At 70.4% G+C, this 24,351-nt stretch carries 21 protein-coding genes and 1 pseudogene; 11 read left to right on the top strand and 11 right to left on the bottom strand.

Features of this window, described 5'->3' with window-relative positions:
• Window positions 1-3: 3 nt before the first annotated feature.
• From kdpF to ACFYZQ_RS32500, 5 genes are all read right to left on the bottom strand, one after another.
• Complete coding sequence (gene kdpF, locus ACFYZQ_RS32520; RefSeq protein WP_009326374.1) at window positions 4-93, bottom strand: K(+)-transporting ATPase subunit F; 90 nt, start codon at window positions 91-93, stop codon at window positions 4-6.
• 319 nt (window positions 94-412) lie between these two features.
• Complete coding sequence (locus ACFYZQ_RS32515; protein WP_389155589.1) at window positions 413-1,972, bottom strand: carboxylesterase/lipase family protein; 1,560 nt, start codon at window positions 1,970-1,972, stop codon at window positions 413-415.
• A gap of 118 nt (window positions 1,973-2,090) precedes the next feature.
• Complete coding sequence (locus tag ACFYZQ_RS32510) at window positions 2,091-4,544, bottom strand: glycoside hydrolase family 3 C-terminal domain-containing protein (RefSeq protein WP_389155587.1); 2,454 nt, start codon at window positions 4,542-4,544, stop codon at window positions 2,091-2,093.
• 101 nt (window positions 4,545-4,645) lie between these two features.
• Window positions 4,646-6,040, bottom strand: a complete 1,395-nt coding sequence (locus ACFYZQ_RS32505) for a prolyl oligopeptidase family serine peptidase (RefSeq protein WP_389155584.1) — start codon at window positions 6,038-6,040, stop codon at window positions 4,646-4,648.
• A gap of 116 nt (window positions 6,041-6,156) precedes the next feature.
• Window positions 6,157-7,557, bottom strand: coding sequence for a CitMHS family transporter (locus ACFYZQ_RS32500; RefSeq protein ID WP_389155581.1), 1,401 nt, complete (start codon window positions 7,555-7,557; stop codon window positions 6,157-6,159).
• Between the two features lie 181 nt (window positions 7,558-7,738).
• On the opposite strand from ACFYZQ_RS32500, the gene ACFYZQ_RS32495 reads away from it, so the two are divergent.
• The 3 genes from ACFYZQ_RS32495 to ACFYZQ_RS32485 all read left to right on the top strand — a co-directional run bounded on the left by ACFYZQ_RS32495 (window position 7,739) and on the right by ACFYZQ_RS32485 (window position 11,087).
• Window positions 7,739-8,665, top strand: coding sequence for a LysR family transcriptional regulator (locus ACFYZQ_RS32495; protein ID WP_389155578.1), 927 nt, complete (start codon window positions 7,739-7,741; stop codon window positions 8,663-8,665).
• Window positions 8,666-8,893: 228 nt separating this feature from the next.
• On the top strand, window positions 8,894-10,111 hold the full coding sequence (locus tag ACFYZQ_RS32490) for a CaiB/BaiF CoA transferase family protein (RefSeq protein ID WP_389155575.1): 1,218 nt from the start codon (window positions 8,894-8,896) through the stop codon (window positions 10,109-10,111).
• On the top strand, window positions 10,101-11,087 hold the full coding sequence (locus ACFYZQ_RS32485) for an HpcH/HpaI aldolase/citrate lyase family protein (RefSeq protein ID WP_389155572.1): 987 nt from the start codon (window positions 10,101-10,103) through the stop codon (window positions 11,085-11,087). The genes ACFYZQ_RS32490 and ACFYZQ_RS32485 overlap by 11 nt, the downstream gene beginning before the upstream one ends.
• Window positions 11,088-11,121: 34 nt before the next feature.
• Here the strand turns inward: ACFYZQ_RS32485 and ACFYZQ_RS32480 are convergent, their stop codons facing one another.
• Complete coding sequence (locus ACFYZQ_RS32480) at window positions 11,122-11,463, bottom strand: antibiotic biosynthesis monooxygenase family protein (protein ID WP_389155678.1); 342 nt, start codon at window positions 11,461-11,463, stop codon at window positions 11,122-11,124.
• Window positions 11,464-11,514: 51 nt separating this feature from the next.
• A pseudogene (locus ACFYZQ_RS32475) lies at window positions 11,515-11,892 on the bottom strand (RidA family protein); the annotation flags it as partial.
• 72 nt (window positions 11,893-11,964) lie between these two features.
• Between ACFYZQ_RS32475 and ACFYZQ_RS32470 the strand changes: the two are divergent.
• From ACFYZQ_RS32470 to ACFYZQ_RS32450, 5 genes are all read left to right on the top strand, one after another.
• On the top strand, window positions 11,965-12,987 hold the full coding sequence (locus ACFYZQ_RS32470; protein WP_389155569.1) for a LysR family transcriptional regulator: 1,023 nt from the start codon (window positions 11,965-11,967) through the stop codon (window positions 12,985-12,987).
• Between the two features lie 175 nt (window positions 12,988-13,162).
• A complete protein-coding gene (locus ACFYZQ_RS32465; protein WP_389155566.1) occupies window positions 13,163-13,537 on the top strand; it encodes an ArsR/SmtB family transcription factor in 375 nt (124 codons plus the stop codon).
• 226 nt (window positions 13,538-13,763) lie between these two features.
• A complete protein-coding gene (locus ACFYZQ_RS32460) occupies window positions 13,764-14,741 on the top strand; it encodes a zinc-binding alcohol dehydrogenase family protein (protein ID WP_389155563.1) in 978 nt (325 codons plus the stop codon).
• A 91-nt stretch (window positions 14,742-14,832) separates the two neighbouring features.
• The gene (locus ACFYZQ_RS32455) at window positions 14,833-15,024 is read left to right on the top strand and encodes a hypothetical protein (RefSeq protein ID WP_389155560.1); all 192 of its coding nucleotides are present in this window, start codon (window positions 14,833-14,835) and stop codon (window positions 15,022-15,024) included.
• A 262-nt stretch (window positions 15,025-15,286) separates the two neighbouring features.
• Window positions 15,287-15,835, top strand: coding sequence for a hypothetical protein (locus tag ACFYZQ_RS32450; RefSeq protein WP_389155557.1), 549 nt, complete (start codon window positions 15,287-15,289; stop codon window positions 15,833-15,835).
• 99 nt (window positions 15,836-15,934) lie between these two features.
• On the opposite strand, the gene ACFYZQ_RS32445 is transcribed toward ACFYZQ_RS32450, so the two are convergent.
• The 3 genes from ACFYZQ_RS32445 to ACFYZQ_RS32435 form a co-directional block, all read right to left on the bottom strand.
• Window positions 15,935-18,553 (bottom strand): alpha-L-arabinofuranosidase C-terminal domain-containing protein, encoded by a 2,619-nt coding sequence (locus ACFYZQ_RS32445; protein WP_389155555.1) that lies wholly within the window; start codon window positions 18,551-18,553, stop codon window positions 15,935-15,937.
• Between the two features lie 615 nt (window positions 18,554-19,168).
• Complete coding sequence (locus tag ACFYZQ_RS32440; protein WP_389155552.1) at window positions 19,169-19,753, bottom strand: TerD family protein; 585 nt, start codon at window positions 19,751-19,753, stop codon at window positions 19,169-19,171.
• Window positions 19,754-19,842: 89 nt separating this feature from the next.
• A complete protein-coding gene (locus tag ACFYZQ_RS32435; RefSeq protein ID WP_389155549.1) occupies window positions 19,843-19,971 on the bottom strand; it encodes a hypothetical protein in 129 nt (42 codons plus the stop codon).
• 20 nt (window positions 19,972-19,991) lie between these two features.
• On the opposite strand from ACFYZQ_RS32435, the gene ACFYZQ_RS32430 reads away from it, so the two are divergent.
• The 3 genes from ACFYZQ_RS32430 to ACFYZQ_RS32420 all read left to right on the top strand — a co-directional run bounded on the left by ACFYZQ_RS32430 (window position 19,992) and on the right by ACFYZQ_RS32420 (window position 22,904).
• Window positions 19,992-20,627 carry a DUF4328 domain-containing protein gene (locus tag ACFYZQ_RS32430; protein WP_389155546.1) on the top strand — a complete coding sequence of 212 codons (636 nt, stop codon included), beginning with the start codon at window positions 19,992-19,994 and terminating at the stop codon, window positions 20,625-20,627.
• Window positions 20,628-20,900: 273 nt separating this feature from the next.
• Complete coding sequence (locus tag ACFYZQ_RS32425) at window positions 20,901-21,104, top strand: cold-shock protein (protein WP_016578941.1); 204 nt, start codon at window positions 20,901-20,903, stop codon at window positions 21,102-21,104.
• 87 nt (window positions 21,105-21,191) lie between these two features.
• A complete protein-coding gene (locus ACFYZQ_RS32420) occupies window positions 21,192-22,904 on the top strand; it encodes a DEAD/DEAH box helicase (protein WP_389155543.1) in 1,713 nt (570 codons plus the stop codon).
• Here the strand turns inward: ACFYZQ_RS32420 and ACFYZQ_RS32415 are convergent.
• Entirely contained in the window at window positions 22,883-24,307 is a 1,425-nt protein-coding gene (locus ACFYZQ_RS32415; protein ID WP_389155540.1) for a glycosyltransferase family 39 protein, read from the bottom strand. The genes ACFYZQ_RS32420 and ACFYZQ_RS32415 overlap by 22 nt on opposite strands.
• Between the last annotated feature and the right edge of the window lie 44 nt (window positions 24,308-24,351).

Raw genomic sequence — 24,351 nt, 5'->3', positions numbered from 1 at the left:
CCCTCAGAACCTCTCCGGGAAGATCAGGGCGAGGACGAGATAGCCCAGCAGGGCGACGGCCACGACCAGACCGACGACGTTCTCGGCGGTCACAGCTTCGTCACCCCCTTGGCGACAAGGGCCACCAGCGCGAATCCCGCGAGGGTGATGACGACGAAGGCCAGATCGGCCATCGCGAACTCCTGGAGTGAGGCTCGGTGCATCGGACGATTAGAGGAAACCCCCTTGCCGGCCGGATCCGGTCGTCCGTTGACGCCTCTCTTACGGCGGCCCCTACGCCTTTGACGGGTCTCTTACGACGCCTGAGGTCTTGCCGCCGGTCCCTCTGTGGTCCCCGATCCTCCCTGACGCTCGCTGAGCAGGGTCGGGGACCGGCACGGTGGCTGATGCCCGTTGCCGGCCCCCGGCCTCCTCAGGAGTGCCGTGTGCCCGGCATCGTGTCCCAGAACGCGCACTGGTGTTCCGCCGAGTACCGGTGGTCGTCGATCAGGGCACTCCTGCCCCTCGCCCGCAGCGACAGCGTCAGGCCCTTGCCCCGGTGATAGCGGGGCCAGGCCGTCTGCCGGGCGACGGCCGGCCGGCCGGTCTTCGTGAACGCTCCCCAGTACCGCGTCATCTCGTGGGCGAGCCGGCGCTCGCCGGCGTTGAACAGCGGGGCGATGGGGGTGCCGTTGTCGAAGCTGGGCCAGATGTAGGCGAGTTCCGCGGCGTGGCCGGCCCCCCAGACGTAGCCGGGGATCTGCGTGAGGCCGGGGCCGGTCCGGTGGTCGAACTCGTAGGCATAGGTGGGGGTGTACCGCTCCAGGGTCCGGGCGAGTGAGCGGAGCCCGCACCCGCCGATCCCCGAGATCATCCCCGAGTCGGTCATGATCGCGCCGACGAGGTAGGCCGCGGTGTACCGGTCGGACGTGTCGGGCCAGGGGTAACGGGCGAGGACCTCGTCGGCGCGGGCGCCGGCGACGCCCTGGACGAAGGCGAGGTAGGCCTCCTTGCCGGCGCCTATGTAGCCCGCGGCGAAGGTGCGGCCCTCGTCGCGGTTGGCACCGACGACCACGGGCACGCGGGCGAACTTCCCGCTGTCCAGCGCCTCGCCTGCGTTGGTCGGGAACGTCGGGGTCCCGTCCACGAAGCCGGCCGAGAAGGTCCGGCTCGCGTCGAGAAGCGTACCCACCGGAGCCGACCGCAGACAGCCGAGGACGGCCGTCTGGTCAGTGCCGTCGCAGCCCGCCTGCCGGGCGAACGCCGTCCCGGCGGCCTCCGCCCGCGTCTGTGGCCCGCTGGGGCAGGAGCCACTCTGGATCATGGCGCGGGCGAACAGCCCGCGCGAGCCGGGTGACACCAGATGTCCACAGACGGACCAGCCGCCCGCGGACTCGCCGTCGATGGTGACCTCACGGGGGTTCCCGCCGAAGGCGGCGATGTTGCGTTGCACCCAGCGCAGCGCGGCCTGCTGGTCCATGAAGCCGTAGTTGCCGGACTCGCCGCCCTCCGCGGTGAGGACGGGCAGGCCGAGGAAGCCGAACACGCCGAGCCGGTAGTTGAGCGAGACGCCGATGACACCCGTCTCCTTGACGAGCTCGGACTCGTCGTTCTGCGAGCCGCTGCCGTTGGTCAGGCCACCGCCGTGGATGAAGACGTGCACAGGTAGGCGGGCGCCGGCCCGCACGCCCGACGGCCGCCACACGTTGACGTCGAGGCAGTCCTCGGTCTCGCTGCGTGGTCCGTTGCCGCTGGGCAGTACGGGGCAAGGATGCCCGAAGTCGGCCGCTTCCCTGACGCCGGTCCACGGCGCAGCGGGCCGCGGTGGTTTCCAGCGCAGGGAGCCGGTGGGCGCCGCCGCGTAGGGGATGCCGAGGAACCTCTCGACGCCCTTCGAGGTGGCGCCGCGCACGGCGCCCCGGTCGGTGGACACCACGGACGGCGTATTCGCTGACGCCGTCGCGGGCAGCAGCCCGACGACGGCGAGGGACATGGCTAACGCGCCGCCCAGGACACTACGGATTCTGCTGACGGTCATGGATGGAAACCTCTCTGGCCGGGTGCCGGACACGGTGGTGCGGTCGGCACCCTCGTTGGTGGGAGCAAGGCGGTCAGCGGGTGACGTCGACGCCGCCGTGCAGGGGGAGCGTGCGCGACGAGGAGCCGACCCACACCTCGCGGTGCCCGGTGCCGAGCACCCAGGCGTGGGCGGAGGTGTTCCAGTACTTCAACTGCTGCGCGTCGATGCGGATGTGTACGCTCTTCGACTGACCGGCGCGCAGACGTACCTTCTGATAGCCGCCGAGCGAGCGCACCGCCTGGGGCGCGGTGGTCTTCGGGCTCGCACCGACGTAGACCTGGGCGACCTCGTCGCCGTCGCGGGTGCCGGTGTTCTTCAGGGTGAACGAGACGGTCAGCCCGCCGTGGCTCTGCCGAACCCTGAGGTCGCGGTAGTCGAAGGAGGTGTACGACAGGCCGTGGCCGAAGGGGAAGAGCGGGGCGGCCTTCTCCTTGTCGTACCAGCGGTAGCCCACGTAGACGCCCTCGGAGTAGTTCTCCTGGTTGTCCGCTCCCGGGTACCTGAGCGGGTCGCCGGCGACCGGTGTGACGGACTCGCTCGCCGGGAACGTCTGGGTGGTCTTGCCCGACGGGTTCACGTCGCCGTAGAGCAGTCGGGCGGTGGCCTCGGCCCCGTTCTCCCCGGGGTAGTACGTGTCGAGCACCGCCTTGACCTTGGGCAGCCACGGCATGGTGATCGACGATCCCGTGTTGAGGACGACGATCGTGTTCGGGTTGGCGTCGGCGACGGCGGAGATGAGCCCGTTCTGGCCGGCCGGCAAGGAGAGGTTCTTCCGGTCGAAGCCCTCGGTGCCGTCGTCGTAGGCGAAGACGATGGGGGTCTTCACCTGGCGGGCCAGGGACACGGCCTGCTTCCGGGCGGCCTGCGCGGCCTGCGGGGTGACCCAGTTGAGCCGGACCCTGGTCGGTGCGCTCTGGATCGCGAGGGCGCCGGCCGTGAAGCTGTGCGTTCCCGCCGTGAGGCGCACCGTGGCGCTGCTGGAGCCCAGGAAGCCGGTGATGACGCTCTTGCCGTCGATCTTCAGCGTGCCGTACGCCGCGGGAAGGTCGTAGACGAAGGAGTAGTCGCCGGCGGCCGGCACCGTGAGGGTGCCGCTGTAGTCGAAGCCGGCGTCCGGTGTGACGGTGATCGTGCCGTCCGGGCCGGCCGGCAGGGCGGGGCTGAGGGCCGTCGCGGGAATGGCGGCGCCGGTGTTGTCGACGCCGGTCGCGTAGCGCACCGTGGCGTTCCGGCCGGCCCGGCGCGTGATGGTGGCCAGCGGCGAGGCCGCGGAGTCCGGTACGACGTAGGAGCTGCCACCGCCGGTGACCTTCGGCGTCCTCGCCGTCGGGCCGATGAGTCCGATGCTGGTGTTCTTGCCGGTCAACGGAAGCGCCCTGCCGGTGTTCTTCAGCAGGACCGAGCCGGACTCGGCGACCTTCTGCGCGATCTGGGCGCCGCCCTTCGGGTCCCGGGTGGGCCGCCGGCCCGCGGCGCCGTCGAGGAGACCGAATCTCTGCATCTGGCCCAGGATGCGGGCTACCGAGTCGTTCAGCTCCGAGACCGGGATGGTGCCGTTCGTTATCGCGGTCTTCAGTTCGTCGCCCATGAAGACTCCGCTCGGCATCTCCTGGTCGAGGCCGGCCACGATGTCGGTCGTCGCGTGGGCCGCGCCCCAGTCCGACATGACCCAGCCCTGGAACCCCCACTGCTCCTTGAGGATCGAGTCGAGCAGTTCTTCGCTGCCGCAGCCGTGACTGCCGTTCACCGAGTTGTACGAGCACATCACCGCGCCGGCACCGGCTTTGACGGCGGCCTTGAAGGCGGGCAGTTCGATCTGACGCAGGGTCTGCTCGTCGACGTTGACGTTCACCCCCATGCGGTTGTCCTCCTGGTTGTTCTCCGCGTAGTGCTTGACGGTGGCGATCAGGCCCTGGCTCTGGATGCCCCCGATCTCGCCGGACACCATGCGGGAGCTGAGCAGCGGGTCCTCGCTGAAGGTCTCGAAGTTCCGTCCCGCGTACGGCACCCGGATGATGTTCGTCATCGGTGAGAGCAGGACGTCCTGGCCGAGCGCACGGCCGTCGCGTCCGATGGTCCGGCCGTACGTACGGGCCAGTCGGTCGTCGAAGGACGAGGCGAGCGCGACCGGCGCCGGCATCGCGGTGGCGTGCGCGTTGACCCGGACGCCCGCCGGGCCGTCGGTGAGCCGCAGTTCGGGAATGCCGAGGCGGGGCACCCCGGGGATGTATCCGGCCTGGCCGAGCTTACGGGGATCGGTGCCGCCGTGGACGAAGGACAACTTCTCGTCCAGCGACATCCGGGCGATGAGAGCAGCGACGCGGGGGGACACGCTGACGGTGAGCCGGGTGCCGTCCGCGCCCGAGGCGCCGGGGGCCACGGCCGTGCCCGCGGCAAGGAGCAGCGCGCTCGCTGCCGCGATCAGGGCCGTGCGGCAGGGCCGGCCTCTCCTGTGACGTCGTACCGATGTCCGATCGAGCTCCATGCGGGCTCCTCACAACGAAAGCATTCGACGACTTGTGCCTGGACGATCCATGTCTCTGCTGGACGGAACTTTTCCTCGCCGGACTCCGCACCATGCCCCGGCTACCGGGACTGTTCGAAGAGCCAGTCGATGACCACGTCGTTCTCGTACGTCTGGGCCCATGCGAAGTGCGGGCTCACCGGTGTCGTTCCGGGCGTGTAGCTCGTGAACAGGACATGACTGCGCGCGGCCCGGGCCTGCCGTAGGAGCTCTCGCGACCGGGCCTCGAACTGCGCCTTCGGCAGATCGTTGCCCCACTCTCCGCGGCTGACCCGTGCACCGGCGCTCTCCAGCGCGCTCATCAGTGTCCAGGTGCCGGGTTTGCCGAACCGGCCCTCCCGGTAAGGGACGACCGGGTCGTCGACGGAGTGGTCGGCCCACATCGGAATGTGCGTGATCCTCTCCATGGCGGCCACGTCGCCCCAGCCGGCCGTGGGCAGGGCAGCCGCGAACATCTCGGGTCGCTTCGCCAGCAGGCTGTAGATGCCGCGCCCGCCCGAGGAGAGGCCGACGACGTAGAGCCGGTCCGTGTCCACGTTGCGGGAGTGCTCGCTCACGAAGGTGTCGACGAGTTCGATCAGTGCGGACTGGACCTTGGCGTCGGTCCAGTCGGTGCCGTCGGGTCCGTCCATGGGGCGCGGCAGGGGGATCTGCGGAGAGAGGACGAACGCGGGGTTGCGACGCTGTCGTTCGGGTTTGGCGAAGGTGACCGCGATCCGGTTGGCGGTGAGCTGGGTCATGTTGTTGTCCGCGACTTCGCCACCGCCGTGGAGGGTGAGGACGAGCGGGTACCGGGCGCGGGTTCGGGAATCGCGTACGAATCCCTCCGGCTGGTACAGCCGGAAGTTCAGGTCGAAACCCGCGGAGTCGGTGAAGGAACCGGCGGCGAAGTCGTCGACCACGGGAGTGATGATGCCGTTGTTCCGGCTCGCGAAGGGACCACTCCTGAGCACCGGTCCACCTCCCGGGGCGCGCACGTCCGCGACCTGTCTGACGGAGTAGGCGCGGTCGAGCGGGAAGGGATCGGTGCCGGCGGCCCGCGCATCGGAGTCGTTCGGGTCGAGCTCGACGATCAGGTGGTCCCCCGGCCGCCCGGGATCGGGCCGGTCGTCCACCGCGGCGGTGGTGTTGGAGTAGACCCGGGTCACCGTGCGAGGCGCTGTCCGCCCGCCCACGGTGGCCTGCACCTGGAAGGCGGCGGCCGGGACCGCTCCGCCGCGTAAGTCGATGTGGTGCGCGTACTGGATGGCGACGGCTGTCACCAGCCAGTTGTTCCTCGGTGTCACCCGCGTGACGAGGTCCGTTCGCAGGACCGGATCGGGTCTCCAGGCCGCCTGTGGTCCTTCGGATGCGGCCGTCGTGGCGTCGGCGGCCGCGGCGGTCGCCGTGCTCACGGCCGGCGCCGTGACCGCACCTGCCGTGACGGTGAGCACCGTGCGTCTGGTGATCCCTCTCATGGGTCCTCGTCTCAGTCGGCGGAGCACCCGGACCGGGTGCCTCTGGGTGGATCCGGTCGCCTCGCTCCGGACTCCCCGAAGCGGACGGCGCGCTGTGGGCTGAGCGGCGTGTGCGGTCACAGGGAGAAGGCGCCGGTCACCAGGGCGCCGGCGGTCATGACGAGGGTGGTGGCGAAGGCCCAGCGGAAGATGAAGCGCTGGTGTTCGCCGAGGGACACACCGCTCATGCCGACCAGGATGAACGTGGACGCGGTGAGCGGGCTGAGCGGGAACCCCGTGGTCATCTGGCCGAGGACGGCGGCCCGGGCGACCTCGGCCGGGTCCGTGCCGAACCCGTGCGCGGTCTCGGCGAGTACCGGCAGCACCCCGAAGTAGTAGGCGTCCGGGGTGAAGAGCAGGCTCAACGGCATGCCGGTGACCGCCACCGCGACGGGCAGGTGCGACCCGAATGAGTCGGGGACGACGGAGACGAGCGCCTCGGCCATCTCGTCGAGCATCTTGGTGCCGCTGAGGATGCCGGTGAGGGCACCGGCCGCGAAGATCATCGTGGTGACCAGCACCACGCTCTTGGCGTGCTTGTCGAGCAGCGCCTGTTGCTGTTCCCAGGTGGGGTGGTTGGCAAGCGCCGCGATCGCGAACCCGAGGACGAACAGCACCGGAAGCGGGAGCACTTCCTGGATCAGACAGACCACGAGGGCGATCGTGAGCAGCAGGTTGAAGATGTTCAGCCAGGTACGCGGCAGCGGCGGGACCCGGACGGTGCCGGGCCCGTCCCCGGGAGACCGGAGGACCTGCCGCTCCTGCCCGTCGGCCGTCGTGGCAGTTGTCGAGGCGGCGGGTTCATGGTCGTCGCGATCGCCCCCGTCCTCGCGGTCGTCCGTGGCCGGCCCCCGCGGGGGCAGCGCGCCGAGACGGTTGCGCTCCTTGCGGCCGAGCAGGTAGGAGGCCACCAGCACCCAGGCGATGCCGAAGCCCATCGCGGGCAGCACGGGGTTGAAGACCTCGGAACTGTCCAGTTTCAGCGCCGCCATGGCGCGTACGGTCGGGCCGCCCCAGGGGATCATGTTCATCACGCCCGCGCCGAGGCAGACCACTCCGGACAGCACCAGGGGATTCATACCGAGTCTCTTGTAGACCGGCAGCAGCGCGGAAACGGTGATGAGGAAGGTGGAGGCGCCGTCACCGTCCAGGGCCACGCACAGCGTCAGGACGGCCGTGGCGACGGTGATGCGCAACGGGTCGCCACGCGCCACACGCAACAGGCCGCGGATCAGGGGATCGAAGAGCCCGGCATCCACCATCAGGCTGAAGTACAGGACCGCGAAGGCGATCATGATGCCGGTCGGGGCCACCTTGGACAGCCCGCCGAGAATCAGCTCGCCCAGATCGCCCGCGAAGCCGCCGACGAGTGCCGCCAGCACCGGAAGCAGGATCAGGGCGACCAGCACCGAGGCGCGCTTGGTCATGGTGAGCAGCAGTATGGCGGCGATCGTGGCGAAGCCCAGGGCTGCCAGCATGACGGCGCTCGCTTTCTCGGGGACGGCCCTCGGCGGCGGTGGGCGGAGGCTGGGCGGGGACGGACCGAGGTGTTACGCGAGAGTTTCGAAGCACCGACGGATCGGTGTCCAGCATCAAACCGAGATCTGTTCATGCGACAAGCGCATCAATTCAAGTGGTTGCGCCCTATGCTCGTGCGCCATGGAGGCCACCACCTTGCGCCAACTGGCGGCGTACACGGCCGTCGCCCGGGCCGCGAGCTTCACCGCGGCCGCCGCGGAGATGCACGTGTCCCAGTCCTCGCTCAGCCGCGCGGTCGCGGACCTGGAGCGACTGGTCGGCGCCCAGCTCCTCGAACGGGACACGCGCAACGTGCAGTTGACCGCGGCGGGCGTCGAGGCCCTGCGTATCGCCGAGCAGATCGTCACCGCTCACCGGGCGGGCATGAAGGAGCTCAGGCGATTCCTGCTCGGCGAGTCGGGGACGGTCGCCGTGGCCACCCTCCCCTCGGTTGCCGCGGTACTCCTGCCCCAAGTGATCTCCGACTTCCGCGAGCGGCGACCCCAGGTGACGGTACGCCTCCTCGACGGCCTGGAGCGGCTGGTACTGGACCGGGTCCTGTCCGGTGACGCCGACTTCGCGATCACCACCGTCGGGGACCCGCCCGAGCAGTTGGAGCACCGCCCCCTGGTCACGGACCGCTTCGTCGCGGTGCTGCCGGAAGACCACCCGCTCGCCGATCGCCACGAGATCGCCTGGGACGACCTGGCTCGTCAGCCTTTCCTGGCCGTCGGGCGCGACTCGAGCGTACGCCGGCTCACCGATGCGGCGTTCGCCCAGATCGACGCGCACGCGGTACCGGCGGCCGAGGCGGGCAGTATCGCGACCGTGGGCGGACTGGTGGCCGCCGGACTCGGGGTGTCGGCGATGCCGGCCCTCGTGCTCCCGCTGATGGGTGCCGGACCCGTCGTCTGCCGTCCTCTGGTGGACCCCGTGGTGTACCGGCGACTGGACATCGCGGTGCGCGTCCGGCGGACGCTCCCCACCGTGACGGAGCGGTTCCTTCAGACGCTCGAGGAGTTCCGCCGCCAGCGCCGCGCCCTTCCGCCCGGGGTCTCCTGGGTATGAGGCCGCCCGGGGTGCCGGGGCCCCGGGGCTCCGCGCCACCCGGGTCGCACGGGGCACCCACCGCTTCCCGATCCATGCGTTCTTCGCATTGATTGATGGCCTTCTGTTGCTCGACATGCATTTCTCTGCTCCTGCAGTCTGAAGACCCGGACCGCGACGACGTGTTGCGCCACTGCCGACGACGTGGTCGGGAACCAAGGTGAACCGCAGGGGCGAGGGAGCACATCGGTGTCGGACGACGAGCGGAACACCACCGCACGCGGGCAGTTGCACGGGCTGAAAGTGGTCGAGTTCGCCCATGTGGTGGCCGGACCGCTGGCGGGCTCGATGCTCGCCGACCAAGGGGCCGACGTCGTACACGTGGAACCGCCCGGCACCGGGGACGCGGCCCGCGCCATGGGGCCACAACGAGACGGCGTCCCCCTGTGGTTCAAGGTCGCCGGCCGTAACAAACGCTCGGTCACCCTCGATCTGCGCCGCGAGGCCGGCCGGGCCGTCGCCCGCCGGCTCGTCGCCTGGGCCGACGTCGTCATCGTCACCCTGCGCGCCGGGCGCCTGCGCAGCTGGGGACTCGACTGGGACTCCGTGCACCGGATCAACCCCAGGGCCGTACTGCTGCAGATCTCCGGCTTCGGCGCCACCTCCTCACAGGCGGACGCCCCGGGCTTCGGCAAGATGGGTGAGGCGCGCAGCGGAGTCGTCCACCTGACCGGCTTTCCCGACGGTCCGCCCGTCCACACCGGCTTCTCGCACGGCGACGCCGTGACCGGTCTGATGGGCGCCTACGCCGTCCTCGCCGCCCTGCACCGGCGTGACCACGATCCCGGGTTCGACGGTGAGTGGATCGACCTCGCTCTCTTCGAGTCCCTGTTCCGTCTGGTCGAGTGGCAGGTCATCGTCCACGACCAGTTGGGACGAGTGCCCGAGCGCGCCGGCAACCAACTGGCGGTCGCCCCCGCGGCCGTGATCAACACCTACCGCTCCCGCGACGGCGAGTGGATCACGGTGACCTCCGCGACACTGCGCTCGGTCCGCAACATCGCCGGCCTGCTGGGGCTCCCCGAGAAGGAGTTCGCCACGGCGCGGCAACAGCACGACCGGCGCGGACAACTGGACGAGGGCCTGCGGAACTGGGTGGCGGAGCGGGGCACCGCCGAGTGCCTCGAAGAGTTCTCCCGCGCCGAAGTCGTGGCCTCACGGGTGTTCGACGCCGCGGACATCGCCGCGGACCCCGTGTATGCCGAACGCGAGGACATCATCACCGTCGACGACCCCGACCTCGGTCCCGTGCGCATGCAGGCGGTGATCCCGCACTTCAGGCAACGGCCCGGCCGGGTCTGGCGGACGGGTCCCGCCCTCGGGCAGGACAACCACCTCGTCTACGGGCAGTGGCTCGGGCTCAGCGAGAGCGAGCTGGCCGACCTGGAGAAGAGCGATGTCATCTGAAGCGTCTTCAGTGCGGATTGCCGAGGCGGACGCGGGCACGGCCGGCCGGCCCCCGCTGCGCTCCCTGCTCTTCGTCCCCGGCACCAGAACCGACTGGCTGCCCAAGGCCCGAGCGGCGGGCGCCGACGCGGCCATCCTCGATCTGGAGGACGCGGTGCCGGCCGCGGGCAAGCCCGCGGCGCGCGCGCAAGTGGCCGATGCCATCGCGCGGGCCGCCGCCGAGCCGGGCGAACAGGCGGGACGGATGGCGCTGTTCGTCCGTGTCAACCCGCTGGACGGTTGGGCGGGGGCCGAGGAACTGCGTGCGGTCGTACGGCCCGGGCTCTCCGGAGTCGTGCTCCCCAAAGTCCGCTCCGCCCAGGAAGTGAAGCTCGCCGACCGGCTGCTGGGCTGGTGCGAACAGGAACAGGGCCTGCCTCCGGGACGGGTCGCCCTGATGCCCCTGCTGGAGTCGGCCCGTGCCCTGCGCGAGGCCTACGACATCGCCCGAGCCGCCCCGCGTATCGCCTACTTGGGCGCTCTCACCGCACCCGGCGGCGATGTGGAACGCGCCGTCGGCTACCGCTGGAGCCCGGAGGGAACCGAAACGATGGCACTGCGCTCCCGCGTTCTGCTGGACGTCAGGGCAGCCGAAGTGCCGTGCCCGGTCACCGGATTGTGGACGCGCGTCACCGACCTGCCGGGGCTCCGCGCCTTCGCCGAACAGAACCGCTCCCTCGGCTACGAGGGGATGATGGCCATCCACCCTTCCCATGTCCCCGTGATCAACCAGGTGTTCTCTCCCAGCCCCGGTGAACTGGACCGCTGCGCAGCGCTGATAGCGGCGGTCGAGGCGGCACAGAAGGACGGGAGAGGCGCTGTGGCCTTCCAGGGCGAGATGGTCGACGAGGCCATGGCCGCTACGGCACGCCTTGTTCTCGGACGGCACAGGGCGCGGATGCGGGTGACCGATGAACTCCCGCCGTCCGCCTGGTAGTCACGGAACACCGCAGCGGCAGCGCGCTCGCGGGCTACCGGGACCCGGGCTCTGCGCGCACGAAACCATGGCTTCGTTCCACTTTCGCCACATGCAGCGTATAGGTCTGGTACCACTGTGCCCGCCCGCGCTTCTGCGCCGCGCGGTGCTCGGCGTTGGTCCGCCACTCCGTGAGAGCGTCGGCGTCACGGAAGTAGCCGACGGTGATGCCCAGCCCGCCAGGAGTCTGCGCATGGTCCATCCCCAGGTACCCGGGGACGTCCTTCACCAGGTCTTCCATGTGTGCGCTGGTCTCGCTGTAGTCGCTCTGGTCCTGGGTCCGCACCGTAGTGAAGACGGCCACGTAGTAGGGGGGTTCATAGGCCTCGACGGGCATGACAGGCGCTTTTGAGTGTTGGCTCGTGGCGTCACCGTGAGGCGGGATGCGCCGCCGCGCGTCCACTTCTATTTCGATCTTCATACGTGGGTCGGCGAGACCGCACACGAGCATCGTGGCGGCCGGCCGAACGTCGCCGAAGTGGCAGCGCAGGACCGGCCAGCAGGGTTCGAAGTCCTCACGGTCGGGCAGTAGGTAGCGCACGCGCACCACGTCGGCGAAGGTGCACTTCGCCCCGGCCAGTGCGGCCTCGATGTTGCGGAGGCACTGCTCCGCCTGCTCCACCACGTCGTCGGAGATCGTCATGGTGGCGTAGTCGAACCCGGTCGTCCCGGACACATGCACCCAGTCGCCGTCGACCACGGCACGGGCATAGCCGATCTGCTCCTCAAAGGCCGAGCCGCTGAGGACCGCGCGTCGCTCTGTCATGCGCCGAACGCTAAATGACCAGTACTGATACGTCTAATACGGCCGCATGCATGATCTGATATCCCTGGGCGTATGGAGCGCCCCGAACTTCCCCTACCGCAGCTGCACGCCTTCGTCGTGCTCGCAGAGGAACTCCACTTCGGCCACGCGGCCGCCCGCCTGGGCATCGCCCAGCCACCGCTGAGCCAACAGATCCGCCGCCTGGAGGACAAGGTCGGCCACGCGCTGTTCACCCGCACCCCGGGCTGTGTCACCTTGACCCCGTCCGGCCGGGAACTGCTGCCCGCCGCCCGGCGGGCACTCACCGGCCTCGCCGACGGCCTGGCCGCAGCCCGGGCCGTCGGCAGTGGCCGGGCCGGCCGGCTGAGGATCGGCTTCGCCGCCTCCCTCGCCCTGACGGTCCTGCCCGGCCTGCTGCGCACCTTCCGTCACCGGTTCCCTGGCGTGCACCTGGACATCCACGAGATGACCACGGCTCCACAGATCGCCGCCCTGCACGACAAGACCATCGACATCGGTCTGCTGCGCGAACCCCCCACCGACACCACAGAGCTCGGCTTCAGGACGATTCTCAGCGAGCCTTTCGTGGCCGTGCTGCCGTCCACCCGCCCTCTGGCCGCCCAACGGATTGTACAAGTAGCGCAGTTGGCGGACTCACCCTTCGTGCTGCTGCCCCGCACCGTCGGCCCGCCACTGCACGACCAGATCATCGGCCTGTGCACCGCAGCAGGGTTCACACCGCATGTGGTCCAGCACGCGGTGGAGTGGCAAACCGTGTGCGCCCTCGTGGGAACCGGTCTGGGCGTCTCCCTGGCCCCGGCGAGCATCCGACGCATCCGCCTCAGAGGCGTCGCCTTCCGCAGGATCGAACCCGGCGCCGCTCGCACACGCGTTGCCGTCGCCTGGCGCGAGAACGACCACAACCCCCTTGTCGCACACCTACTGGCGACCATCGGCCAAAATCTGCCGGACAGTACCCAGCCGGCGCCGATTGCGGCTCGTCCCACGTCTCGTGACCAGGGTCCGACCGAGGTGTCGGCCCGCGCACGAACGCGATCCCCAGGGCGCCGCACAGCAGCGGGTCCATCGGAGTAGTACTCGAAGTTGCGCCCGCACAGCGGGGACGCCTCCCGCCCCTGGCCAGGTCCGCCACCACAGGTTTCCCGAGCGGGCCGCTTCACCGGGAGTGTAAAATCTTCATCGAACACTCAACCGACGACAGGGGACCTCACGGAGTGCCCCAGCACGCACGGACAGCAAGGAGCGGGGTATGGCGAACCAGGCCGCGGGGGGAAGTCACCGGTCGGCTCCGGTCCACACACACCCCGACGACGTCTCCCTGCTCACCGCGCTCTCCGCGGTCGCCGATCCCGTGCGCATCCAGCTGATACGGGAGTTGGCAGGGTCCCCGGACTGGACGCGCAGCTGCGGCAGCTTCGACGTACCGGTCGGCAAGGCCGCGAAGAGCCACCACTTCGCGGTCCTGCGCGGCGCCGGCCTGGTCGAGCAGCGGGACGAGGGCCCCAAGCGGCTCAACCGGCTGCGTCGGGAGGAGTTCGACGCCCGCTTCCCCGGTCTGCTGGACCTGGTGCTGAGTGGCGACTCGGCGGGGTGCACGGGAGAGGACGACAAGGCAGCCGTCTGAGGGATCCCGCACCCAGGGACTGACGACGGCATGCGGTCAGTCCAGTCGGCCACGCGCCATGCCCACATGCGAAGGATCAGAACACCGGTGCCTGGCCGGCCGACAAGGCAAGGCACACCCCGAGAGCGAAGGGAGCGCCCCCTCCACTTGCTCAGTGTTCGATGGGCGCCTTACAGTCGCAGTGTTCGCTTTCCGTTGAACAGGTCGTGGAAGGGTGCGTTCCGTCATGCGCGCAGTCGAATTCCAGGAGTACGGCGCTCCCGAGGTGCTGAAGGCCGTGGAGGTGGGAACTCCCGAGCCCGGACCGGGCCAGGTGACCATCGATGCGGCCTACGTCGGCGTGAACTTCGCCGATCTCAAGGCGCGCGCCGAGGGGTACCGGGTGGAGTCGCTGCCCTTCCGTCCGGGCCTGGAGGTCTCGGGCCGGATCCGGACCGTCGGCGAGGGAGTCGAAGGGCTGCGTCCGGGGCAGGAGGTCGCCGCCCTCGTCGACGGCGGCGCCTACGCGGAAGTGGTGGTCGCCGAGCACGCCACCGTGTTCCCCCTGCCCGAGGGCCTGGACCTGCGGACGGCGGCCACGCTTCCCACCGTGCTGCCGACCGCGCACGCCCTCGTCCACGAGGTGGGACGGCTTCGGTCCGGGGAGAGCGTGCTGGTGCACGGCGCTGCCGGAGGGATCGGTACCGTGGCGGGACAGCTGGCACGGGCGGCCGGTGCCGGTGCGGTGTACGGCGTGGTGTCCACCGCGGCCAAGGCCGGGCACGCCCTCGAGCACGGCTATGACCAGGTGTTCACCACGGACTCCTTCGCCGACGAGGTTCGCCGTGCCACCGACGGCAGGGGCGTCGACCTGGTGCTCGACCCGGTGGGCGGCGAGACCCTTCGCCACGGCCTCGACGTTCTGGCCGTCTTCGGACGCCTGGTGTCCTTCGGCAACGCGAGCGGGTCCGAGCCCTGGCATGTGGGACAGGCCGAGCTCTATGCCAAGGGCCGTGCTGTCGGCGGCTTCTCCATTCTGACCCTCGCGCAGTCGTCACCCGAGGCCCTGCGCTCACTGGCCGAGCGCGCCTTCGGCACGGTCACGGACGGCACCGTGACCCTTCCGGTCAGCGCGGAGTTCGCGCTCGCGGACGCGGCGGAGGCCCATCGGCTGATGGGCGGGCGTACGTCGACGGGCAAGCTGCTGCTGCGAGTGGCCGACTGAGCCGGCGGGGCGCCCCGGGGGTCGTGTTCCTCCGCTTGCTGATCGCGGGGGTGCTGCCACCATCGCGTTACTCGGCCCGTTCGTCATCGCCGTGGCCGTGGGGAGCGCGCTCCTCGACCCCCGGGTGCTGGCGGCGGCCGCGATCGTGGCCGTCACGGCGAGCGTACTGCCGTACGCGTTCAACGTGGAAGCGCTGCGCCGGATCCCGCCGCGGGTGTTCGGCGTGCTGACCAGCATGGAGTCGGCCGCCGGTGCCCTGTTCGGATGCGTCCTCCTCGAGTGAGCGCGCCGAGTGAACCGTCGCGCGGCACGCGGCCCTCCCGGGCAGGGAGCGCCCCCGCCGAAGCGTCTGTCCAATGACGTCCGGCGGAGGGAGCCGAGCTGCGCGTCCCCTCCTCGGCGGGGGATGGTCCCCGCGCGGTCGCCATGCGACATCGCCGTACCATGCATAGTGGGCTTGCCCCCGGGCGGGCGACCGGAGGGGCGGTTCACCACCGTCGACGGCGGTTCGCTGCGCCGGCCGCTGCCGGCAGAAACAGGCGGAGATGAGTGAGCGAAGCGATCCCACTGCCCCCACCGATACGACGGCCGGCGTGTTCGCACCGGACCACTCCACGCTGCGCCGCCGTCGACGGCGGGTGCTCTGGCAGCTCGGCCTGTGTGTGGCCGCGCTCGTGCCCTGGACCGCGTACCTGGCGGTGTCGCTGCCGGAACGGTTCGAGGCCCGGTACTGGCCCATGGTCTGGGTGGGGTTCGACGTGATGCTGCTCGTGTCACTGGCCGCCGCGGGAGCGGCGGTGTGGCTGAGACGGCAGGCCATGGTCCCGCTGTCGTACGTGGCGGCCACGCTCCTCGTCTGCGACGCCTGGTTCGACATATCCCTGAGTTGGGGACAGGACGACGTGTGGGTGAGCGTCGCCTCGGCCGTGCTGGTCGAACTGCCCCTCGCCGCCCTGCTCATCGCGCGGGCACGACGAGTGCTGAAGCTGTCCGCCCGACTTGCCTGGCAGCGACTGGGCCTGCCGGGAGAGCCGCCGCCGCTGCACAGGATGCCGCTGTTCGTCACCCTCGCGCAGAACGCCCAGGACGGCTGACCCCACCTGCCCGCCCTCGGCGAGGCGTGAGGCTCTGAGCCCCGACCCGGACGCCGGCCGTTGCCCGACGCCCCGTGCGGGGCGTCGGGCGGTGGGCGATCAGGTCAGGACGAGTTCCAGCACGGTGACCGAGAGCGGCGGCACCGTGCTGGTGAAGGACGCTGCCGCGCCGGTGACGCGGCTCGTCCTGGGCACCAGCGTGTCGGGTTCCGTCAGCGTGTTGGTGGCGGCGCGTGAGGGACCGGTCAGGATCGTCGCGGTGGCCTGTTTCTTGACGCCCTTGGCCAGCCCCTTCAGTTCGACGGGTACGTTCAGCTTCTCGGTCCCGCAGTTGACGACCGCGAGGTAGAGGCGGTTCCCGGAGCGGGTCGCCACGGTGGCGAGGCCGGGCAGCGCACGCGCGGTGGCCGGCAGCACCGTTTTCCCGAGCCTGCTCGTCAGCATCTGCTGCGCCCAGTAGCTGGGCGAAACATAGCTGGTGAGGTTGTCGTAGGCGATCAGGTTGGTGGCCCAGACGTTGTTCTTCACGTGCGAGAAGAGTGGCGCGTAGCACTCCATGAGGACCTGGTCCGAGTTGCGGATCAGCCCGGCCAGCCAAGCGGCGTCGCCCAGCGCGGCGTTGAGGTCGGGTGTGGGGCGGCCCTCCTGCGCGGCCCACTCTCCGACGAACACCTTCGTCGAACTGCGGTCCCGGTTGTCGTACTTGTGGGTGGAGGCCTGGGCAGCGGACGGCGCGAGGTAGTAGTGCTCGTCGATCAGGTCCGGCGTGCGGCTCGTCACGGACGTCGTGGCGATCAGCTTCAGATGCGGGTACTTCGCCTTGATCGCGTCGTGGAAGGCCGCGAACCGCTCGTCGTACGACCCCGAGGAGTCGAACCAGTCCTCGTTGCCGATCTCCACGAACTCCAGCGGGAACGGCTCCGGGTGTCCGTCGGCGGCGCGTCGTGCGCCCCAGGTGCTGGTGGCTGGACCGGTGACGTACTCGATCTCGTCGAGTGCGTCCTGGACGAACGGCTTGAGCGCGTCGCCGGTGACGTGTTCACCCTTGAGCGAGTAGCCGGCGTAGACGGCCAGGACCGGCTGGGCGTGCATGTCCTCGGCCCATTGCAGGTATTCGAGGAGTCCGAGGCCGTCCGTGGACCAGTAGCCCCAGGCGTCGTCCATGTGGCCGGGGCGTTCCCAGACGGGACCGATGGTCTGCTTCCAGTTGAAGCGTGTCGCGACGGTGTTCCCCTCGAGGAAGTTTCCGCCGGGGAAGCGCAGGAACTTCGGCTTCAGAGCGACCAGTTTCTCCATCAGGTCGACGCGCAGGCCGTTGGGCCGGTGGTGGTAGGTGGGCGGGAAGAGGGACACGTGCTGGAGCCACAGCGTCTCACCCGCGGCGGCCGGGTCGGCGGTGGTGACGGTCAGCCTCGCGTCACCGACCACGGGGGTGCGTGAACCGGTGCGCAGGGTCAGCTCGAACGGACGGCCGGGGAAGGCGGTGCCGATGTGGGACACGTGTGCGGAGGCGTACACCGTCGCGCCGTCCGCCGACTCGATGGCCACCGTGAGCGGGCCGATGCGCCGCGACGCCTTGGCGAACAGCCGGGCGGTGTAGACGGTTCCGGGCCGCACCGGTATGCCCCAGAAGCCGTCGTTCGCGACGCCGGCCCGGTTTCCCGCCCCTGTGCTGCTCGGCAGCACGACCTTGAGGGAACGATTCAGCGCAGTGTTGAGCGGCGTGCTGTTGTCGAGTGCGAGGGTCGTTCCGCCTACGCCGGACCAGTGGACGGGCGTGCTGTCGTCGGCCATCATCGAGCGGTTCTGCACGAGCTCGGCGTAGAGGCCGCCCTCGCCGGAGTGGTTGATGTCCTCGAACATCAAACCGGGGAGGATGGGTGACACGGCGTGCGCAGGGTTGCCGACGTCGACGCTCAGCAGTGGTGTCGTGGACTCCACCGGGACCCCGGCCAGCGCCGCGACCTGGTCGGAGGTGAGGACGGACGGGAACATCCACACGTCGTCGATCAGGCCGTGCCACTGGTCGACGTGCCCGCCGCCGTAGAGCGCGCGGCCGATGGCGGTGTCGCCGCTGCCTGCCCAGCCCGCGGTGTAGGCGGTCTCCCCCTCCAGTACGCCGTTGACATAGAGACGAATGACTCCGGCGGTCGGGTCACTGACGCCGGTCAGGTGGGTCCAGGTGTCGGTGCTGGGCGCCGAAGCGGCGGCCGCCACCGCGGCCCCCTGGGTGGCGTCCGAGTCGAGCCGGGCGAAGGCGAAGGTGCCGGTGTCGTCCCGCAGCCCCAGGTAGAAGGAGCTGACGACCTTGCCGTCGATGCTGACGGCGGTCTGATAGCCGCCGAGTTGAGCGAGGTTGACCCAGACGCCCACCGAGAACCCCTTGGAGGTGTCGAGCGCCGGCCCGGACGCCGTGGCGTTGCCACCTGACTTGAGGTTGAGACTGTGGGCGCCGATCTTGCCGGTGTCCCACCCGGCCGCGCCCTGGAGCGTCGCGGTGCGACCGTTTCCCGAGGAGTCGGCGGCAAGGGTGTCGGAGCCTTCGTCGAAGGTCCAGTGGGCGGCTGCGGCGGGGAGGTTCTCGGCGGTGGCGTTCGCGGTCGCGCCGGTCGGTTCGGCGGCCCCGGCCGGAGCGGCGGCGGCGAAGGTCCCGGCGAGGGAGACGGCGCTGAGGGCGGTGAGGACGGTTCTGCGGGGCACTCCGGCTTCTGAGGGCATGCGGCTCATTCCTTTGTGACAGACCGTTGCGTTGCGTACCGGCCGGAGCAGGGCAGCCTGCCGAAGCCGTCAACTGACCCGTTCGAAATACCGTACGATGATCGGCAGTTCGAGCAGCACGGATCTTAAGGTCCCGACGCGGCCCGTCAACACCCCTCGTATGGCAATGCTTCTCCAGGGGGCGGCATACCCCGCCCGGTTCGCTCAGACGGCGCGTGGAACGAGGAGCTGAGCGACCGCCGCGCCGGTACTGCCCGGTGCGGGATGTCGCGCCGGCAGCGCGTGGACCGCTGCCCTCGCCGCCGCGCGGGCCATCACGGTCCAGCCGTTCGGGCCAACGCCCTCACCACCCGCGGCCGGCCGGCGCCGGCCGACGTCTTCGGCGCCCTCGCCCAGGGCCCCGTGCTCGGCGGCGCGAGCTTCGCCGTCTTCCCCATCCGGCTGCCCGAGCAGTGCCCCACCCGGATGCGCAGACCTCCAGCCGGCCCCGGACCAGCGGGCCGGCTGGAGCCGCGTAGGCGTCGATGACGGGTGGTCCGCACCGTGCCGGTCCCACGACGCTCGCCATCCGTGCCGTGCGTCACTGGGCCACTCGGAACGGACGACGCAGGCGCGCTACTTGCTGATCGCGAAACGCATCAAGGCGTGCTCGTCGCCCTGCTTGATCTTCCCGGTCACGTTGACCACTTCCAGCTTCCATGAGCCTCCCACCCGCACGGCCTTCGCCACGGCGCAGCCGTTGTCCTGGGTGAGCAGGCTGGGCCAGATGTCGGCGACCTGCTGGGAGCTTCCGCCGGTCGCGTCGTACACCTTGAAGCTGATGTTGCGCGCCTTCTGGAAGGAGCTGCCCTTCTTGAAGGCGGCAGCGACGAACACGATCGAAGTGACGTTGCCCGGCAGGCGCGCGAACTCCACGGTCACCGTCTCGTCGTCCCCGTCCCCGCGCCCGGTCTGGTTGTCGCCGCTGTGCACGAGTGAGCCGTTGCCCATGGGGTCGAGGGAGTCAAGACCGGCCAGGCGCACCGGGTCCGGACCCTGCATGGCGATGGCGATCAGGTCCAGGTCGGTGCCGGCCTTGCGGCGGAGCACGCCCATGATGCCGCCACTGGCGCCCCCCGTGGGGTCCCAGGAGACACCGATGGACAGATGGGTCACTCCGTCCAGGTCCGCAGGGCCGTCTTCCTTAGTGAGCGTGATCATGCTTGGTTCATCCTTGGTGAAGGGACTGCGACAGGGAGAGTGTGCCGGTAATCGCCGCTGCTCCGCCGGGCGGGGTGAGCGCCGTGCATTCAGACCGCCTCCGGGCCGAGGGAGCGGATCACCATGTTCCGGACCGGCGCGGTCGCCCACGACGCCGTCCTGGTCCAGGAGGCGTCGATCGTCGCCGGTATGGCTCCGGGATCAGACCATATGATCACTCCGCCCCAGGGTGTCCGCCGTGACCGCCCACGCCTCTGAGACAGGCCAGAAGACGATGACGAGTGCCGCCCGCCGAACTCCCCGGATCCTCGCCCGCTCCGCCCAGGCGGCGATAACGGCGGCCGCCGTGGCGGACACCTTCCGCGCAGCGGCCGTCCGGGACAACTACCTGCACCACACGGACGCGTCCCTGCACAAGTCGGGCCTCGTATCCATGATCTTCGTCGATCTGATGGTTCTCGCGACCGTGCTGTTCCTCGTGTGGCTCGCCCGTTGCCGGCACAACGCCCAGGAACTGTCCCCCCAGGCCTCGGTCCCGAGCCGGGGCCGGACGATCGGCGCGTGGTTCGTGCCGGTGGTCAACTTCTTCGCCCCTCGCCAGGTCGTCCTCGACATCGGGCGGGCGAGCTCCACGTCGTGGGAGAAGGGGCGGGACACGACGCTGGTGAATCTGTGGTGGGCCGCCTGGGTCACGCACGCGCTGGTGGTCCTGGCAAGCCGGGTGGTCCCGGAGCCGATGGCCCTCCTCGTGGTGGCAGAGGCGCTCATGATCGCGGCGGCCGTGCTGGTGGGACTCGTCATCGAGCGCCTCACGGTGCTGCAGAACGCCGCACTCCGTGCCACCGTTGCCATCGTGCCTCCGGCCAAGGCGTGAGGCACCGTAGGCGTCGGCGAAGGGCGTCAGCCGGCGACGGGCCGCTGGTACCGGCACGGTGAGTCCCGATGCTGACACGATGCCGGCTTTGCCGACCCGGCCGGCGCGCGCCTCGATTGTCCGTCACGGACCGCCGAGCTGTGCTACGGTCTCGGTGTTGCAGTTGTGGTACCCATATACTTATGTGCGCCTGACGGGAATGCTTCTCCTCGGGCGCATTATTTGTTTTCCGGCATCTCCGGATGGGCCCTCTGCCTACAGAAGGAGAAAGTCATGGCACAGGGAACCGTCAAGTGGTTCAACGCCGAAAAGGGTTTCGGCTTCATCCAGCAGGACGGCGGCGGCCCCGACGTCTTCGCCCACTACTCGAACATCCAGTCGCAGGGCTTCCGTGAGCTCCAGGAGGGCCAGCGGGTCTCCTTCGACGTCACGCAGGGCCAGAAGGGCCCGCAGGCGGAGAACATCGTCCCCGCCTGAGCGCCGGACGCGTATCAACGCACCGGGGTCCGCACCGCCATGGTGCGGACCCCGGTTCGTGCTGTTTCCAGGAAGGCAGACAACCGCATGTCCCGCAGGCCCCAGAAACCGAACCGACGCGCCTCGTCACCCCCACCGTCCGCGTCGTCGTCGAGGGAGTTCAAGCTGCCGGAAAGCACGACACCAGCGCTCCCCGCCGTCGAGGACTTCGCCGCTCTGGAGATGCCCGCGGGGCTGCTGAAGACGCTCATCGCGCAGGGCGTGACCACCCCCTTCCCCATCCAGGCAGCCACCCTGCCCAACTCGCTCGCCGGCCGTGACCTGCTGGGCCGAGGACGCACCGGCTCCGGCAAGACCCTCGCGTTCGGGCTGGCGCTGCTGGCCCGCACGGCCGGACTGCGGGCGGAGCCCAAGGCGCCCCTCGCCCTGGTGCTGGTGCCCACCCGGGAACTCGCCCAGCAGGTGACGGACGCGCTGACTCCGTACGCGACGGCGGTGAACCTCCGGCTGGCCACCGTGGTCGGCGGACTCTCCATCACCAAGCAGGCCGGTGTGCTCCGGCGCGGCGCGGAGGTGGTCGTGGCGAGTCCCGGCAGGCTCAACGACCTCGTGGAACGCGGCGACTGCGTGCTCGACGACGTACGCATCACGGTGCTGGACGAAGCCGACCAGATGACCGACATGGGCTTCCTGCCGCAGATCACCAAGCTGATCCAGCAGGTACGGCCCGACGGGCAGCGCCTGCTCTTCTCGGCCACCCTGGACCGCAACATCGACCGTCTGGTGCAGCGGTTCCTGACCGACCCCGTGGTGCATTCCGTGGACCCGTCCGCGGGAGCGGTGACCACCATGGAGCACCATGTGCTCCACGTCCAGGACGAGACCGACAAGAAGGCCGTCACCACACGCATCGCGGCCCGTGACGGCCGGGTCATCCTCTTCCTCGACACCAAGAGGTCGGCCGACCGGCTCGCCAAGCGGCTCCTGGCCGTCGGTGTCCGCGCGGCGGCACTGCACGGAGGCCGTTCCCAGCCGCAGCGCAACCGCACGCTGGAACAGTTCAAGAACGGTCAGGTCACCGCGCTGGTGGCGACGAACGTCGCGGCCCGGGGCATACACATCGACGACCTCGACCTCGTGGTGAACGTCGATCCCCCGGCCGACCACAAGGACTACCTCCACCGGGGCGGCCGCACGGCCCGCGCCGGCGGCTCCGGCAGCGTGGTCACGCTGGTCCTGCCGGACCAGAAACGGGACGTCACCCGGCTCATGTCGGACGCGGGCATCCGTCCTCGGGCGGCCCGCGTCGGTTCGAGCGACGCGGAACTGGCCGCCATCACCGGCGCCCGGGAGCCGTCCGGCGTGCCCGTCACCATCGAGGTCCCCCAGCCGGCGACACCGGCGGCATCCCGCCCGGACGGGAAGGCGGACACCAAGCCGGGCAGGCGGGCCGGCCGCCGAAGCCGGAACGGCGGAGGGGCCACAGCGGCGACCGGCGCCGGCGCCAGGACGGGGAGCCGGGGCTCCGACCGCCGGACCGCGACCGGGACGACCGCGTCCGCCGGCACCTCGGCGACCGGGGGACGCGGTTCTGCCCGCCGCGCGGGATCCGGCGGTTCCGCCGCCGGCGCCGCCGGAACGGGTGGGCGGGGTTCCGGACGCCAGTCCGGGGCCGGGGCGGCGACCGGCGCTGCCTCCGGCAAGGCGGTCCGCGGATCCGGTCGGCGGGCCGCGCCAGGCGGATCCTCCGCCCGGGGCGGGTCCGATCGCGGGGCCGGTCAGCCCGGACGGCGTTCGTAGACCACGACCTTGCGGCCTGCTTCGCTCTTCTCGAGGCAGCGGACGAAGTGCGCGCGCAGGACCCGCTGTTTGGTCCGGTCGCGAGCCGTGGTGAGGGGCACCGCGCTGTCGTCGGTGACGACCACGATGCGGCGTGCGGTCAGCATGGCGTCCGCTATCTGCCGCGGCGTGCCCTCCACACCGTTCAGGGTGCCGGACCTCAGTGGGCTCTCGGCGAGTGCCACGTCGTCGGTCCCGGTGAACGCGGCGGGCGAGACCAGGGCGGTGTCACGGCGCGCAGCGGGGATGAACAACACCGCGTCACCCGGTTCACGGACCCTGGCGACGTTCCGGGCCGTGGACAGCACGTCGTCGATCCGGCCGCTCGCGCCGCGCAGTGACATCTCGACGGGCAGCAGCCCGAGAAAGGCGAGAACCACGACCGCGGCGATGGTGCGACGGGGTGGCGTGCGGACGCGGGACGCGAGTGCGTGGCACGTGGCGCCGAGGAGCAGGGCGAGTCCGACCTGGCAGAACAGGACGTAGCGGGCCTGGTAGACGGGGCGGACCGTGGAGACGGCGGCCAGCAGGAGCGGCGGGACGACGAGGAGCGGCAGGGCCAGCGTGGTGAGCGTGAGCCGGGCGCCGCGCGTCCCGTCACCGGCCGTTCCGGGGCGCGCGAGCCATGCGCACAACGCGCCTGCCGACAGCGTCAGTAAGAGGCCGAGCAGCGTGCCCGGTCCGGTCGGGGGGATCCAGGCGATCTGCTCCGCCTGTGCCTGGCTCGCCACCACAAGGGGCACCGTGCCCAGCACGGCGGCGCACGCCGCGAGTGCCCATCGCAGGAGCGTCGCGCGCGGCGGGCTGGCGAGGACCATGGTCACCGCGTGTGCGCACAGCACCATGAGGGAGAACCAGTTGAGGAGCGCGGCCGCCAGCACGGCCGTGCCGTATGCCACCCAGCGGCCTGTGCCCGGGCTGTCGACCGCCGCCACGAGCAGCCGGCAGGACAGTGCCACACAGGCGGTCACCAGAGCGTACGGGCGTCCCTCCTGCGCGTACTGCTGTACCGCGGGGAGAAGAGCGAACGCCAGGCCCGCGGCCAGTCCTGTGCACCGGCCGGCCAGGCGGGAAGCCAGCAGGGTGATCACGACAGCGGCGCATACCATGGCCAGGACGGAAGGCAGTCGCAGGGAGTAGAGGCTGTCTCCGAAGACGGTGAAAACGATGTGCATCAAGAGGTAGTAGAGGCCGTGGACCACGTCGATCCGGCCCAGCAGGTGCCAGATCTCGGGGACGCTCCTGTGGGTCGCCTCCCAAGTCGCCGCCTCGTCACGCCACATGCTGTCCCCCCGTGTGAGCCCCCACGTGCCGAGGACGAGCGTGAGGGCAGGTGGGACCGCGATGAATGGTGCTCTGGGCATGACGAAGCTCCGGATGGGCGCGGAAGGGGGCGACCAGAAGCGCG

Source organism: Streptomyces sp. NPDC001843 (genome assembly GCF_042891955.1).
Taxonomy (GTDB): domain Bacteria; phylum Actinomycetota; class Actinomycetes; order Streptomycetales; family Streptomycetaceae; genus Streptomyces.
This window is presented reverse-complemented; position numbering and strand designations above follow the sequence as displayed.